This window comes from Roseinatronobacter bogoriensis DSM 18756 (assembly GCF_004366635.1).
Taxonomy (GTDB): Bacteria; Pseudomonadota; Alphaproteobacteria; order Rhodobacterales; family Rhodobacteraceae; genus Roseinatronobacter; species Roseinatronobacter bogoriensis.
Window position 1 is genome coordinate 884,339 of record NZ_SORN01000001.1, and the last position, 14,082, is coordinate 898,420.

Here is a 14,082-nt window from a genome sequence, read left to right on the forward strand (position 1 = left end):
AATTTTGCCAAACTATGCGCCAAAGCAGATTTTTTTTCAATAATCTTGTGCTTAGACGGCGATATTGATGTGGTTTTCGCAACAAGACTTGGCAATGCTGCTATATCTGGGGAAAAATCACGGCCTGACCACGTGATCTGGGTGTTGGTTTGTGGTGACGGGCTGCAACCTTAGCGTGTGCAGCCCCTTTTCTGTCAGAAATCAGACATGCTCAACCCTGGTTCCAATCAGTTGGTGCAGGGGATTTCGATCAGCACCATTTCATTGCCGCGACGGGTGCGGACGTGGCATTTCTGCTCCACCTCTACCTGCCGTTCTTCGCGCACGATGCCCAGAAGCCGATCTTGGGTCATTTCGATTGAGCCGGTCGCTGCCCGGTCATCTGCCCCGACAAGGGCAAGTGACAGACGCCCGGAATTCTGGGCTTGCGCCAAGGCGGCGGCCTGTTCTGCCGAAGCCTCGACCGTGACGGTGCGTGCGTCCGTTGCGACGGCAGCCCGATCCATATCCGCGCTTTGGTTCACTGCGATGATGCGCACCTGTGTGTCGATCAGTTGTGTTATTTCACCAGAATTGCTGCTGCGCCCGGTCCAGAAGATATCGACATGATCACCCGGGCGCAAAAAACCCGCCACGCCGCTGGTCTGGTTGACGGCAATGGTGAAAGCGCGTTTGCCAGGGCTGAGAAGCGATGTGATGCCTGCTGCCTTGCCCGGTGCGGTCAGTTTCGTTGGCAAGACCATTTCAAGGCGGTCCATCGTGCGCAAAACGGTCCGTTCATCAATTCCGGCAGGGAACATCTCATCCATGTTTGTCAGCGCGCCTTCTGGCACTGCATAGGCCGGGAAGGGGGCCAGCGCGATATCTGCACGTCTGACGCGTTCGCCGTAGCGCAGGTCTTTCAGCGTGACGAGGACATTGACCATTTCGACATTATTGGCATTCGCACGCGCCTGCGCCAGTTCGGATTGCATGGCGCTTATATAGCTGTGGGTTTGCATGGCGGCGAAGCCAGCAAGGCCAAGGCCAGCAACAAGTACAAGTGCAAAGACGCTTCGCATGACAGTATCCTTTTCGCGCTGCGCGCTGTGCGCAGAAACAATTCAAGTCTAAGGCGCGTATAACAATGGATTCGGGCAACAAGAGGCTGGGTTTGTGGCGTGAATGTGGCGGTGCGGATGCGCAGGGTGACAGCATGGCAAAAGGCCGCAAGCAATGCTTGCGGCCTTTGAATGGGGTCATCAGGAAATTACCCCTGTCCGGGTGATCAGCTGCCACCTTCGCCAGTGCCGATCGTCAGGTCGCCCGACTCTGGGTCGAAGGTCGCACCGCTGAGCGAGTTGGAAATTCTTTCGCCCATGTCTTCCACACCGCCGCGCACCGATGCGACAACTGCAATGCCCAGGCCCACGATGGCGGCTGTCAGGACAACCCAGTCAACTGTCACGGCGCCGGATTCGTCTGCTGCGAAGTTCTTGATATTTGCAAAGAAGGTCATGTTTATTCTCCAGGTTTGAACGTTTCTACTCAGCCTCGGATCACTTGGTTAATGGTGGGATCACCGTCTGGCTGAGAACAATAAAGCCCTTGAACGGTGTCGAGAATGGGGCAGGTTTCGGACGATTTGGAGATTTATTCTCTCTTAATAGTTTTTTTTGTTTCGTGATTAACGGGGGCTTACTGATTCACTGCCGGATTGTTTCCGCATTGCGGAGAATCCGCCGGAAATGCATCTGTGCAACACCAAATCCACGCATCCCCACCCCAAGCGGGAAAAATCTGGAAAGGGCTGCTTCAACACGGCATATTGGCCCAAAATAATGAAAGAGCAGTAAATCCGATGTTGTATTCGCGGCTTTCTCGCCCGCTCGCAGTTTCTTGCGCGGTCCTTGGCATCAGTGCGCCTGTGGCGCTGCCCGCCTTGGCAGAGGTGCCCCCATCGGTTGCTGCACCCGCGCCGGGGGATTTTTCGTTCCGGCGTGTGCAGGTGTCCCCGACTCAGACAGGGCCACGTATCACAGTTCAGATCGACCCGGAAGAGCAAGCCCGCATGCTGGCCGTCGCCCCCAAGGTTGCTCCGGTTATTGTCCCGCGTGCGCCGGGCGGGCAGGCGCCTGCATCGGGCTATGCGTGGTTCTGGGAGGCAGTCTCGCCCAAGCTGGAAGATAAGTCCGGCCGCTTTCTGTCGGCAGTCGCCGCGCTGAATTCGCCGGTGGAAGGGCGTTCCGTGCGTGCCCCGCGTATGCAGTTCCTGCAAGATATTGCCAGTGCGCATGGTGCGCATATTCTGCGCGCGTCAGTTGGTACGAATGTCTCGCCTGCTTTAGCGCTGGCGGTGATTGCGGTGGAATCGGCGGGGCGTGTCGAAGCGGTCAGTTCAGCTGGCGCACAGGGCCTGATGCAGCTTATTCCCGCCACTGCCGAGCGGTTTGGCGTGTCCAACGCCTTTGACAGCGCAGAGAATATTCGCGGCGGGATCCAGTATCTGGATTGGCTGCTGACGCATTTCGACAATGATGTGGTGCTGGCGCTTGCGGGCTATAATGCTGGCGAAGGGGCCGTGCGGCGCAACAATGGCGTGCCGCCCTTTGCCGAGACGCGCGATTACGTGCCCAAGGTGCTGGCCGCATGGCTGGTTGCGCGGGGTCTATGCGCAACCGTGCCCGAATTGCCAACAGATGGCTGTGTGTTCAAGATCGGGCAGGCGGGCTAAGCGCCCGCCCGCGACGGTTCAATTGACGATTGCTGCCTCGGTCGCGGCGCGGATTTCGTCCTCGGTGACGCCCTCGGCGCATTCAATAATCTTCAAGCCGCCCTCGACCACATCCAGAACGCCCAGATTGGTGATGATGCGCTTGACCACGCCCTGCGCTGTCAGCGGCAGGGTACAGGCCTTAAGCAGCTTGGACTCGCCCGCCTTGTTGGTGTGGTCCATGACTACGATCACACGCTCGACCCCGGCGACAAGGTCCATCGCGCCGCCCATGCCCTTGACGAGCTTGCCGGGGATCATCCAGTTGGCAATATCGCCATTCTCGGCCACTTCCATCGCGCCCAGAATTGCCATGTTGATCTTGCCACCGCGAATCATCGCAAAAGATTCGGCGCTGTCGAAATAGGCCGTGTTTGGCAGCGCCGTGACCGTCTGCTTGCCTGCGTTGATCAGATCGGCATCCACTTCATTCTCGGTGGGGAAGGGGCCAATGCCCAGCATTCCGTTTTCCGATTGCAGCGTGACCTGCACGCCCTCGGGGATGTAATTGGCCACCAGCGTCGGAATCCCGATGCCAAGGTTCACATACATCCCGTCCTGCAATTCCTGTGCCGCCCGTGCGGCCATCTGGTTGCGGTCCCATGCCATGTGTCTTTCCCCCTCAAGCCGTGCGCACTGTGCGCTGTTCGATGCGTTTTTCGTGCTGGCCCTGAATCAGCCGGTTCACATAGATGCCGGGCAGATGGATGTGATCGGGGTCCAGTGTGCCCGGCTCGACGATTTCCTCGACCTCCAGCACGCAGACGCGCCCGCATTTGGCGGCGGGCGGGTTGAAATTGCGCGCGGTCTTGCGGAAGATCGCGTTGCCGGTTGTGTCGGCCTTCCATGCCTTGACGATGGACAGGTCCGCAAAGATGCCGCGTTCCAGAATATAGGTCTCGCCGCCGAATTCCTTGTGTTCCTTGCCTTCGGCAATAACTGTGCCCACGCCAGTTTTGGTGTAAAAGCCCGCAATGCCCGCACCACCTGCGCGCATCCGTTCAGCCAGCGTGCCTTGCGGGTTGAATTCCAGTTCCAACTCGCCTGACAAATACTGGCGCATGAATTCGGCATTCTCGCCCACGTAAGAGGACATCATCTTCTTGATCTGGCGGGTTTTCAGCAAAACCCCCAGCCCGAAATCATCCACCCCGCAATTGTTCGATGCGATGGTGATATCCTTCGTGCCTGCCTCGCGGATGGCGTCGATCAGCAATTCGGGAATGCCGCACAGGCCGAACCCGCCCGCTGCAATTGTCATCCCGTCGAATAGCAGCCCGTCAAGGGCCTCATTCGCTGAGCCGTAGACCTTTTTCATCGCGCAACTCCCTCATGTCACATGGTTGCGGAATAAGTGACGCGGCGTTGCGGCGAAGTCAACCTGTCGCCTGCGATCACTTATTTTGCAGCTTTTGTCGCAGGTTTCTTTTTGGCGGCCGGCTTCTTTGCTGCGGGCTTCTTCGCCGCCGGTTTTTTGGCGGCGGCCTTTTTCTTTGGCTTGGCACTGGCCTTGGCATTCACCAGTTCAATCGCCTGCTCCAGCGTGATCTCTTCGGGGGCCATGTCCTTGGGCAAGGTTGCATTGACCTTTTCCCATTTCACATAGGGACCATAGCGCCCTTTCATCACAGCCAGCGCACCGCCATCGGGGTGGTCGCCCAGGGTTTTCAACGGCTCTGCTGCGGCGGCGCGGCCGCGTTCGGGTTTTGAGGCCAGCACCTCGACGGCGCGGTTCATGCCAATGGTAAAGACTTCGTCCACATCGGGCAGATTGGCATATTTCTTGCCATGCTTCACGAAGGGGCCATAGCGGCCAATGCCTGCCTCGATCAACTCGCCATCATCGGGGTGTGGGCCGACAGGGCGGGGCAGGGACAACAGCATCAGCGCGCGTTCCAGGTCTATACTGTCCACCTCCCAGCCCTTTGGCAGAGAGGCGCGCGGGGGCTTGGGGTCTTCCTTGGTTGCTTCGCCACGCTGCACATAAGGGCCAAACCGGCCTGTGCGCAGGCTGATCGGGTCGCCATTGTCATGGCCCAGCAATTTTCCATCGCCCGACAATTCCGCATTGCCATCTTCACCGGCGAGCGGGCGGGTGTAACGGCAGTCGGGGTAATTGTTGCACCCGATGAAAGCGCCGCCAGAGCGCGCGGTCTTCAGGTTCAGTCGTCCTGCGCCACATTTGGGGCAGACGCGCGGGTCGGTGCCATCTTCGCGCGGGGGGTAGAGATGCGGGGCCAGAACCTCGTCGATCTTTTCCAGCACTTCGGTGATGCGCAATTCGGATGTTTCGGCAATTGCTGCCGAGAAGTCGCGCCAGAACCGCGCCAGAACATCCTTGTAGTCACGATCGCCCGCCGAAACATCGTCAAGCTGCGCTTCAAGATCGGCGGTGAAATCATATTCCAGATAGCGGCGGAAATAATTGACCAGAAAGATGGTGACCAGCCGCCCCTTGTCCTGTGCGATCAGGCGGTTCTTGTCCTTGGTGACATAGCCGCGATCCTGAATCGTGGTGACGATGCTGGCATAGGTGGATGGTCGGCCAATGCCCAGTTCTTCCATGCGCTTGACCAGCGTGGCCTCGGTATAGCGGGGCGGGGGCTGGGTGAAATGCTGTTCAGGGGTGACGCTGTGTTTGGTCAGGGCATCGCCTTGCGCCATTTGCGGCAGGCGCTTGTCATCGTCATCAATGACATCATCGCGCCCTTCCTCATAGACCTTGAGGAAGCCATCAAACAGCACCACCTGCCCTGTGGCGCGCAGGCCGACTTGTCCGTCCTTGCTGCCAATCTCGACCGTGGTGCGTTCCAGCCGCGCGGCCTCCATCTGGCCTGCAATCGTGCGTTTCCAGATCAGGTCATAAAGCTTGCGCTGGTCATTATCGGTGATTTTCAGCTTGTCGGGGCTGACGGCCATATCGGTGGGGCGGATGCATTCATGCGCTTCCTGCGCGTTCTTGGCCTTGTTTTTGTACATGCGCGGGGATTTGGGCACATAATCCGCCCCGTAGCGAGCTTTGATCACGTCGCGCGCAGCCATCACGGCCTCGGGGGCCATGTCGATCCCGTCTGTACGCATGTAAGTAATATAGCCCGCTTCATAGAGGCGCTGAGCGGTAGACATGCAATGTTTCGCCCCCATGCCGAATTTGCGGCTGGCTTCCTGCTGCAAGGTCGAGGTCATGAACGGTGCCGAGGGGTTGCGGCTGGCGGGTTTCGCCTCGACCGAAGTAACTGTGAGGTCACGTGAACGCACGGCCTGAACGGCGAGTTCCGCCGCCTCGCCGGTTGCAATATCGAACTTGTCCAGCTTCTTGCCCGCAAGGCTGACCAGCTTGGCGGTGAAATCCTGCCCGCGCGGGGTGGCCAGGGCGGCGCTGACACTCCAGTATTCCTGCGCGCGAAAGGCCTCGATCTCCATTTCGCGTTCGACAATCAGGCGCAGGCAGACCGATTGTACCCGCCCCGCCGACTTCGCGCCGGGCAGTTTGCGCCACAGTACCGGGCTGAGGTTGAAGCCCACCAGATAGTCCAGCGCGCGGCGCGCAAGATAGGCATGGACCAGCGGCATATCCACATCGCGGGGGGACTTCATCGCCTCGGTCACGGCGTCTTTGGTGATCGCGTTGAACACAACACGCTTGACGGGGGTGGTTTTCTTGATCGCGCGTGACTTGGCCAATGCCTCTGTCAGGTGCCAGGAAATTGCCTCGCCTTCGCGGTCGGGGTCGGTTGCAAGAATCAACTCATTGTCGTCTTTCAGCGCGTCCGAGATCGCCTTGAGGTGCTTGCGGGAATCGCTGGCGACTTCCCATGACATTTCGAATTCATGCTCTGTATCGACCGAGCCATCCTTGGGTGGCAGGTCGCGCACATGGCCGTAAGAGGCCAGAACAGTGTAGCCAGTGCCAAGGTATTTGTTGATGGTTTTTGCCTTGGCGGGCGACTCGACGACGACAACTGCCATGAAATTCCTCTGATAAATCCGGGCACCTTTGGCCCGTTGAACTGGCCCTACATGTGTGAGGCTTGGGGTCAATGTCAATGCGCGGCGTCATTGCCGCCGCCTTATTGGGCAGACGTTCTCGCTGTTCAATCCATGCGGGAGCGGCGTTTGAGCGTGGTCTGGATGCTATTGTGACGCACCGGGTCAGGCGCGGCTGACCAGCCCGCCGGGATGGCGGCGCACGCTGCCCTGCATTTCCAGCAGGACCAGCGCGGGCGAGATCGCGGCGGCCGAAAGTTTCAGATCGCGGATCAACAGGTCTTCGGCAACCGGGCTGGGGCCGAGCAGGTCCAGAATGCGCTGGTGCAGGCTTTGGCTGTCCGGGTCAGGTGGTGCGGCAAGCGGCAGGCTGTTTTGTTCCGGTTCGGGCGCTTCGGTCTTGGCAGATTGCAATCTGCGCAGGACTTCGAGGACATCCTCGACATGGCGCACAAGGGTTGCCCCTTCGCGGATCAGCCGGTTGCAGCCGCCCGCGCGCCCATCGACCGGGTGCCCGGGGACGGCCATCACCTCGCGCCCCTGGTCAAGGGCATCGCGCACTGTGATCAGGGTGCCGGATTTTTCGGCGGCTTCGACCACCACAACTGCGAGTGCCAGCCCGGAGATGATTCGATTGCGCGGGGGGAAATGGCGCGCCTGTGGGTGCAGGCCCATGGGTTGTTCGGACATCCGCAAGCCCTGATCGGCGATTGCAGCGGCCAGTACGGCATTTTCTGTGGGATAAATCACATCTACCCCGCCGCCCATGACCGCGATCGTCCCGGTTTTCAGGCTGGCGTGATGTGCCGCTGCATCGACGCCGCGCGCCAGACCAGAAACGATGGTATAGCCTTCATGCCCCAGCCCTTCGGCCAGTGTGCGGGCCATGCGCGTGCCAAGGCTGGAGGCGTTGCGCGCGCCGACAAGGGCCACCATCGGGCGCAGGATCGGGGCGCGGTGGCCCATGCACCACAACACCGGTGGCGCGTCGCTTATGCTGGCAAGCGTGCTCGGATAGGCCTCTGTCCCCAGACAAAGCATACGCGCGCCCTTCGCACGAGCGAGATCTATCTCTGCTTCTGCAGCCTCTTTGGGGCAGGGGGCATAATGGTCTGCACCGGCAGATCTGGCAATTTCGGGCAGTGCGTCGAGGGCGGCTTCTGCGCTTTTGTGTTCGGACATCAGCCGATGAAAAGTCGTCGGTCCCACGCGGGGGGAGCGAATGAGGCGAAGCCAGGAAAGCCTGTCTTCCTCCGACGTGGGTGGGGTGAAGGGTGGGTGAGAAGAAAACAAATCTTTCGCCATTCCAACAACCTCGCCTCATTCTTTGGTCAGCTTGCCCCAACTTGGTTAAGGCAAGGTAAACGCGAATGCAGCCGCACCGGCTTTTTTTATACGCCCCTCAGGCCGCGCTGCCGCCGACGGTCAGCCCGCCGATCAGCAGGGTCGGCTGGCCGACACCCACGGGCACCCATTGCCCCGCCTTGCCGCAGGTGCCCATGCCCGGATCGAGCGCCATGTCATTGCCTAACGCGCGGATCTTCGTCAGCGCGGTTGCGCCATCGCCGATCAGGGTCGCGCCCTTGACCGGGGCGACCACTTTGCCATTCTTGACGCGGTAGGCTTCGGTGCAGGAGAAGACGAATTTGCCATTGGTAATGTCAACCTGACCGCCGCCAAAGCCGACAGCGTGAATCCCGTCTTTCAGCCCGGCCACGATATCTTCGGGCGCGCTGTCACCGCCAAGCATATAGGTGTTGGTCATCCGTGGCATGGGCGCATGTGCGTAGGATTCGCGCCGCCCGTTGCCGGTGGGGGCCACACCCATAAGGCGCGCGTTCTGGCGGTCCTGCATATAGCCGACCAACACCCCGTCCTCGATCAGGACATTGCGCGCGGATGGGGTGCCTTCGTCATCAATGCTGATAGACCCGCGCCGGTCCGGGATTGTGCCATCATCCAGCACGGTCACGCCCTTTGACGCCACCTGTTTGCCCAAAAGCCCGGCAAAGGCGGAACTGCCCTTGCGGTTGAAGTCACCTTCAAGGCCGTGGCCCACGGCCTCGTGTAGCAAGATGCCGGGCCAGCCGGGGCCAAGCACCACGTCCATCACGCCAGCGGGCGCGGGCTCTGCCTCCAGGTTCACAAGTGCAATGCGCAAGGCTTCGCGGGCCATGCCCTGCCATGTTTCGCGCGTCATCACGCCATCCAGCCCAGTGCGCCCCCCACCGCCCGCCGAGCCGGATTCGCGCCGCCCGTTTTCTTCGGCAATGACAGAGATGTTGAGCCTGCTCATCGGGCGGGTGTCACGCAGGTGCAGGCCATCGGGGCGCAGAATCTCGACATGCTGGACCGAGGCGGCCATCGATACGGAAACCTGCACCACGCGCCGGTCAAGGCTGCGCAGAAAGTCGTCAACTTCTCGCATCAGGTCCAGTTTCACGGAAAAGGCCGCACCGGCGATGGGGTCTTCATCCGTATAAAGCCGCTGATTCGTGCGCTGTGGGGCATCGGCCAGCGTGCCGCCGCCATCCGTTACGGCCAGCCGCGCCGTTTCCGCAGCCCTGCGCAAAGCGTTGATATTCATATGTGTGGAATGCGCATAGCCGGTCACTTCGCCCCGGACGGCGCGCAGCCCGAACCCTTCCGACGCATTATAGCTGGCGGATTTGATGCGCTGGTCATCCAGCAGGATCGACTCGGATACCCGCTTTTCTGCAAAAATCTCGCCGTCATCTGCACCTTCGGTCGCGGCGCGCAGCACGCTGAGCGCGTCATCCTTGTCAAATGCTGCCTCAAAAGGTCGAAAATCGTTATCACTCATGGCTATAGCCTTTTCTGGTTTTGCCCGGCTGCGTCTTGTCATGCCCTGTCTGTCGTTGATCTATGTCAATAAATGGCAATCTGTCGCATCGGTTTTGCTTGTTCTGTCACGACTAATATGGTTTTACGAATACAAAGCTCAACGGGATTCCATTGCATGCCGCAGCATTGGTGGGGTCGCGCTGCAATTCGCGGCCTTTTGCCGCAACAAAAAGAACGGGAACCGAAGATGCGACTTTCAAAAGCCCTTTCGTCATCGGCTGTTATTGCCACGGCTGGTCTGACTGCGTTTCAGGCTGCCGCAGATGATCTTTTGCCACAACTTCCTGTGCTTGGTGCGCCTGTGCAGGACGGCACATCATTGCAAACACCCTACACAGCGCTGGCGCGCGAGGTGGTGTTTCTGGACAATCTGCTGATGTGGATCATCGTGCCGGTCACGATTTTTGTGACGGCGCTGCTGATCTGGGTGATTGTGTTCCACAATCGTCGCGCCAATCCCGAGCCCGCGCGCTTTACCCATAACACACCAATCGAAGTGGCATGGACGGTCGTTCCCGCGCTGATCCTTCTGTTCATCGCGCTGTTTACATTCCCTGCTCTGCGCCATCAGCAGATCATGCCAGAGGCTGATGTGACCATCAAGGTAACCGGCCTTCAGTGGTACTGGGATTATGAATATGTCGATCACGGTGTTCAGTTCTCGCAATTCATGCTGGAGCGCGACGAGCTGGCTGATTACGGCTATACCGATGACCTGTATCTTCTGGCGACAGATACCGCGATGGTCGTGCCTGTTGGCAGGAATATCGTGTTGCAGGTGACCGCTGGTGATGTGATCCATTCATGGACCATCCCTGCATTCGGCGTGAAGCAAGACGGCATTCCGGGCCGACTGGCAGAGCTGTGGTTCAATGCCGAGGAAGAAGGCATTTATTTCGGGCAGTGTTCGGAACTGTGCGGGATCAATCATGCTTACATGCCCATAACGGTCAAGGTTGTGAGCGAGGACGAGTATATCGCGTGGCTGGAGCGTCAGGGTGCCGAATTCGCAGGTGCGCCGTCCTGGATGGAGCGCCATATCGAACTGGCCGCTTCTAACTAAGGGCTGCGTTGCGCGGCACCGACAGCCAAACGAGACTGGATAGCTGACATGTCTGATGCCAGAGCTGATATTCCCTACGCCCAGACCGGGGACGCAGAGTTTCGCGATTATGTCGCGTTGCTCAAGCCGCGTGTCATGTCGCTGGTGGTGTTTACGGCGCTGGTCGGGCTGCTGGTCGCGCCTGGCACGCTGCACCCGATCGAGGGGCTGGCAGCAATAATCTTCATCGCGCTGGGGGCGGGTGCCTCTGGTGCGCTGAATATGTGGTGGGATGCCGATATTGACGCAGTGATGAAGCGCACCGCGCGGCGTCCGATCCCGGCGGGCAAGGTTGCCCCGCAAGAGGCGATGGCGCTGGGCGTTGCGCTGTCTGGCTTGTCGGTCATCATGCTGTGGCTGGCGACAAATGCGCTGGCGGGCTTTCTGTTGGCCTTTACGATCTTTTTCTATGCGGTGATCTATTCGATGTGGCTGAAGCGGGCCACGCCGCAGAATATCGTGATCGGCGGCGCGGCGGGCGCATTCCCGCCCATGATCGGTTGGGTGGCCGTGACAGGCAGCATCAGCTTGGAAGCCTGCCTTATGTTCATGCTGATTTTCATGTGGACCCCGCCGCATTTCTGGGCCTTGGCGCTGTTCATGAAATCGGATTACCACAAGGCAAATGTGCCGATGCTGACAGTGACACATGGGCGCAAGGCCACGCGGGCGCACATACTGGTGTATACTATCGCGCTGGTTCCGTTTGCACTTGCCGCAGGGTTCACCTCCATTGGCGGGCCAGTTTATCTGGCTACGGCCCTGGCGCTGAACCTCGTGTTCCTGCATGGTGCGTGGGCGATCTGGCGGCGCGACGAGGAATGCGCCGAAGCCGATGCCTACCGCGTTGAAAAGCGGGTTTTCCGCTTCTCGCTTTACTATCTGTTTGTGCATTTTGGCGCGATTCTGGCCGAGGCCGCGCTGGCCCGCCTGCCAGCCTATGCCGAATTTGCACTGAGATTCAAAATTCTGGAGGTGTTCTGATGGCGATTACCCGCGAACACGAGTTGCACAGACGTCGGTCCGGGCGCAATGTCGGCTTGGCGCTGGTGCTGATGGCTTTCATCGCGCTGGTATTTGGCCTGACCATCGCCAAAGTCTCGGGCGGTAGCACATTACAAGCCTTTGACCATTCCTACCGCCCCGCTCTCGACCCTGACAATGTGAGGTTTCAACAAAGATGATCGCGACTTGGGCAAGATTGACCGGAATTCAGAAAACCACAGTGCAGACAGTTGGCGTTGTGCTGTTCATGGGCGCGATGGGTTGGGCGGCGGTGCCGCTATATGACTTGTTTTGCCGCGTGACCGGATATGGTGGGACAACCAATACCGCGACGGCGTCAACAGGCGTGGTGCTGGACCAAACCATGCGCGTGCGCTTTGATGCCTCGGTCGCGCGCGATTTCCCATGGACGTTCAAACCCGTTGATCGCGTGACAGAGCTTCCCATCGGTGAAGTAGGCCTGGCGTTCTATGAAGCGCATAACCCAACGGACGAACCGATTGCAGGCACGGCCAGCTATAACGTTTCTCCCTATGAGGCGGGTCGCTTCTTTACCAAGATCGACTGTTTCTGCTTTGAGTTGCAGGTACTGCAACCCGGCGAAACCGTGCTGATGCCTGTCACCTATTTTGTGGACCCGGAGATTCTGGATGACCGCGATGCGCGCGGCACCCATACGATCACCCTGTCCTACACTTTCCACCCCACGGATATTCCAGCCGATTATGTCGCGCCGGAACCCGCAATGACAAACTGAACTCGCGCATAGACACGAGCAACCGAGGGAACACCATCCATGGCCCATGCAAAGAACCACGATTACCACGTATTGCCCCCATCTATCTGGCCCTTTGTGGCCTCTGTTTCCGCGTTTGTCATGCTGTTTGGGGCGGTCCTGTGGATGCATGACAGCGGCCCGTGGCTGTTCCTGATGGGGCTTGCGGGTGTTCTGTATGTGATGTTCGAGTGGTGGAAGGATGTGATTGTTGAATCGCATTCCGGCGATCACACACCTGTTGTGGTGATCGGGCTGCGCTATGGCTTCATTCTGTTCATCATGTCCGAGGTCATGTTCTTCGCGGCGTGGTTCTGGAGCTTTTTCAAGCACGCCATGTACCCGATGTATACGTATGTCGGCACCGAATATGTCCAGCCTGCAATTTACGCGGTGAATGCGTTTGAACTGCCGATCATCAACACTCTGGTGCTGTTGCTGTCTGGCTGTGCGGTGACTTGGGCGCACCACGAAATGGTGCATAACGGCAGCCGCAAGAATGTCGAATACGGATTGCTGATCGGTGTTTTGCTGGGAATCGCCTTCACATTCCTGCAAGGCTACGAATACGTTTATCTGATCACCGAGCGTGGCTACAGCTTTGCGGGCGATGTGTTCTATGCGAATTTCTTCATGGCCACGGGTTTCCATGGGGTGCATGTCATCATCGGGACTATCTTTCTGGCAGTCTGCTATTTCCGCGTGCGTGCGGGCCATTTCACGGCAGAACGCCATGTCGGCTTTGAGGCGGCAGCATGGTATTGGCATTTCGTCGATGTCGTGTGGTTGTTCCTGTTCTTCGCGGTTTATATCTGGGGCATGTAACCCCTGACGCCGCTATTGTTTGCAAGGCGCGCACCGTAGGGTGCGCGTCTTTGCTATATGAGCCATGAAAGGAAACAGATGCTGCGCCGGATGATTGCCCCTGTTCTGTTTGGCATCGTAGGCACCTGGATTCTGGTGTCGCTGGGCCTGTGGCAACTGGACCGCGCCGATCAGAAAGCCGCGCTGATCGCGGAATTGGAGGCGCGGATCTTTGACGCGCCGGTCGCCTTGCCTGCGCAGCTTTCCGCAGAAGAGCACCGCTACCTTCCGGTAGAGGTCGAGGGCCGTTTTCTGCCTGCGCATGTCTTCGTTCTGGCGGCGCAAAAGGCATCGGGTCCGGGTTTTCATCTGGTTCAGGCATTCGAGACTGTGGAAGGTCGGCGTATTCTGGTCGAGCGCGGCTTTTTGCCCGAAGCCGCACGCGCCAGCCTTACGCCAGAGGTGGAAGAACAAGTTCGTCTTGCCGGTAACCTGCATTGGCCGCGTGACATAAATCAGCATACTCCCGGCTATGACGCGGGGCGCAATCTGTTATTCGGGCGTGACGTCTCGGAAATGGCAGCTTTGCTTGATACGGAAGAAGTGCATCTTGTGCTGCGCGCAGCAGCGCCCGCCGACCCGGTCATTACCCCTGTGCCGGTCTATGATGTCACCATACCCGACCCGCATCTGGGCTATGCCGTGCAATGGTTTTTGATGGCAGTTGCATGGCTGGGGATGACAGTTTTCTTTCTGTGGCGTATCAGGGCCCAACGCGACTGAGGATCAGGC

Annotated in this window: 14 protein-coding genes; 7 read left to right on the forward strand and 7 right to left on the reverse strand. The window is 59.0% G+C overall.

The features are described 5' to 3' along the window. Positions 1-227: 227 nt before the first annotated feature. Together cpaB and EV660_RS04070 are read right to left on the reverse strand one after the other, a co-directional pair. Positions 228-1,061, reverse strand: coding sequence for a Flp pilus assembly protein CpaB (gene cpaB, locus EV660_RS04065; protein ID WP_071481294.1), 834 nt, complete (start codon positions 1,059-1,061; stop codon positions 228-230). A gap of 206 nt (positions 1,062-1,267) precedes the next feature. Beyond that, positions 1,268-1,498, reverse strand: coding sequence for a Flp family type IVb pilin (locus tag EV660_RS04070; protein ID WP_071481293.1), 231 nt, complete (start codon positions 1,496-1,498; stop codon positions 1,268-1,270). Positions 1,499-1,840: 342 nt separating this feature from the next. Between EV660_RS04070 and EV660_RS04075 the strand changes: the two genes are divergently transcribed. After that, a complete protein-coding gene (locus tag EV660_RS04075; protein ID WP_084634970.1) occupies positions 1,841-2,713 on the forward strand; it encodes a lytic transglycosylase domain-containing protein in 873 nt (290 codons plus the stop codon). Between the two features lie 18 nt (positions 2,714-2,731). Here the strand turns inward: EV660_RS04075 and EV660_RS04080 are convergent, their stop codons facing one another. From EV660_RS04080 to tldD, 5 genes are all read right to left on the reverse strand, one after another. Next, complete coding sequence (locus EV660_RS04080) at positions 2,732-3,361, reverse strand: CoA transferase subunit B (RefSeq protein ID WP_071481292.1); 630 nt, start codon at positions 3,359-3,361, stop codon at positions 2,732-2,734. 13 nt (positions 3,362-3,374) lie between these two features. Continuing rightward, positions 3,375-4,070, reverse strand: coding sequence for a CoA transferase subunit A (locus EV660_RS04085; RefSeq protein WP_071481291.1), 696 nt, complete (start codon positions 4,068-4,070; stop codon positions 3,375-3,377). A gap of 80 nt (positions 4,071-4,150) precedes the next feature. Next, positions 4,151-6,721 (reverse strand): type I DNA topoisomerase, encoded by a 2,571-nt coding sequence (gene topA, locus EV660_RS04090; RefSeq protein ID WP_071481290.1) that lies wholly within the window; start codon positions 6,719-6,721, stop codon positions 4,151-4,153. 183 nt (positions 6,722-6,904) lie between these two features. Beyond that, positions 6,905-8,044 carry a DNA-processing protein DprA gene (gene dprA, locus EV660_RS04095; RefSeq protein ID WP_084634968.1) on the reverse strand — a complete coding sequence of 380 codons (1,140 nt, stop codon included), beginning with the start codon at positions 8,042-8,044 and terminating at the stop codon, positions 6,905-6,907. 97 nt (positions 8,045-8,141) lie between these two features. Next, positions 8,142-9,563, reverse strand: coding sequence for a metalloprotease TldD (tldD, locus tag EV660_RS04100; RefSeq protein WP_071482219.1), 1,422 nt, complete (start codon positions 9,561-9,563; stop codon positions 8,142-8,144). 228 nt (positions 9,564-9,791) lie between these two features. Here tldD and coxB point away from each other — a divergent pair, with 228 nt between their 5' ends. The 6 genes from coxB (at position 9,792) to EV660_RS04130 (ending at position 14,073) form a co-directional block, all read left to right on the forward strand. Beyond that, positions 9,792-10,667 carry a cytochrome c oxidase subunit II gene (gene coxB / locus EV660_RS04105; protein ID WP_071482218.1) on the forward strand — a complete coding sequence of 292 codons (876 nt, stop codon included), beginning with the start codon at positions 9,792-9,794 and terminating at the stop codon, positions 10,665-10,667. Positions 10,668-10,715: 48 nt separating this feature from the next. After that, complete coding sequence (gene cyoE / locus EV660_RS04110) at positions 10,716-11,690, forward strand: heme o synthase (RefSeq protein ID WP_071481288.1); 975 nt, start codon at positions 10,716-10,718, stop codon at positions 11,688-11,690. Further along, positions 11,690-11,890, forward strand: coding sequence for a hypothetical protein (locus EV660_RS04115; protein ID WP_071481287.1), 201 nt, complete (start codon positions 11,690-11,692; stop codon positions 11,888-11,890). Before cyoE ends, EV660_RS04115 begins: the two co-directional genes overlap by 1 nt. Next, positions 11,887-12,468 (forward strand): cytochrome c oxidase assembly protein, encoded by a 582-nt coding sequence (locus EV660_RS04120; protein ID WP_071481286.1) that lies wholly within the window; start codon positions 11,887-11,889, stop codon positions 12,466-12,468. Before EV660_RS04115 ends, EV660_RS04120 begins: the two co-directional genes overlap by 4 nt. Positions 12,469-12,507: 39 nt before the next feature. Next, a complete protein-coding gene (locus tag EV660_RS04125; protein WP_071481285.1) occupies positions 12,508-13,311 on the forward strand; it encodes a cytochrome c oxidase subunit 3 in 804 nt (267 codons plus the stop codon). A 78-nt stretch (positions 13,312-13,389) separates the two neighbouring features. Next, positions 13,390-14,073, forward strand: a complete 684-nt coding sequence (locus tag EV660_RS04130; protein WP_071482217.1) for an SURF1 family protein — start codon at positions 13,390-13,392, stop codon at positions 14,071-14,073. The last annotated feature ends 9 nt before the right edge of the window (positions 14,074-14,082 follow it).

Excerpts from the sequence above, each read along its gene's own strand:
- cpaB (WP_071481294.1), bottom strand. The coding sequence starts at position 1,061 with ATGCGAAGCGTCTTTGCACTTGTACTTGTTGCTGGCCTTGGCCTTGCT.
- EV660_RS04070 (WP_071481293.1), bottom strand. The coding sequence starts at position 1,498 with ATGACCTTCTTTGCAAATATCAAGAACTTCGCAGCAGACGAATCCGGC.
- EV660_RS04075 (WP_084634970.1), top strand. The coding sequence starts at position 1,841 with ATGTTGTATTCGCGGCTTTCTCGCCCGCTCGCAGTTTCTTGCGCGGTC.
- EV660_RS04080 (WP_071481292.1), bottom strand. The coding sequence starts at position 3,361 with ATGGCATGGGACCGCAACCAGATGGCCGCACGGGCGGCACAGGAATTG.
- EV660_RS04085 (WP_071481291.1), bottom strand. The coding sequence starts at position 4,070 with ATGAAAAAGGTCTACGGCTCAGCGAATGAGGCCCTTGACGGGCTGCTA.
- topA (WP_071481290.1), bottom strand. The coding sequence starts at position 6,721 with ATGGCAGTTGTCGTCGTCGAGTCGCCCGCCAAGGCAAAAACCATCAAC.
- dprA (WP_084634968.1), bottom strand. The coding sequence starts at position 8,044 with ATGGCGAAAGATTTGTTTTCTTCTCACCCACCCTTCACCCCACCCACG.
- tldD (WP_071482219.1), bottom strand. The coding sequence starts at position 9,563 with ATGAGTGATAACGATTTTCGACCTTTTGAGGCAGCATTTGACAAGGAT.
- coxB (WP_071482218.1), top strand. The coding sequence starts at position 9,792 with ATGCGACTTTCAAAAGCCCTTTCGTCATCGGCTGTTATTGCCACGGCT.
- cyoE (WP_071481288.1), top strand. The coding sequence starts at position 10,716 with ATGTCTGATGCCAGAGCTGATATTCCCTACGCCCAGACCGGGGACGCA.
- EV660_RS04115 (WP_071481287.1), top strand. The coding sequence starts at position 11,690 with ATGGCGATTACCCGCGAACACGAGTTGCACAGACGTCGGTCCGGGCGC.
- EV660_RS04120 (WP_071481286.1), top strand. The coding sequence starts at position 11,887 with ATGATCGCGACTTGGGCAAGATTGACCGGAATTCAGAAAACCACAGTG.
- EV660_RS04125 (WP_071481285.1), top strand. The coding sequence starts at position 12,508 with ATGGCCCATGCAAAGAACCACGATTACCACGTATTGCCCCCATCTATC.
- EV660_RS04130 (WP_071482217.1), top strand. The coding sequence starts at position 13,390 with ATGCTGCGCCGGATGATTGCCCCTGTTCTGTTTGGCATCGTAGGCACC.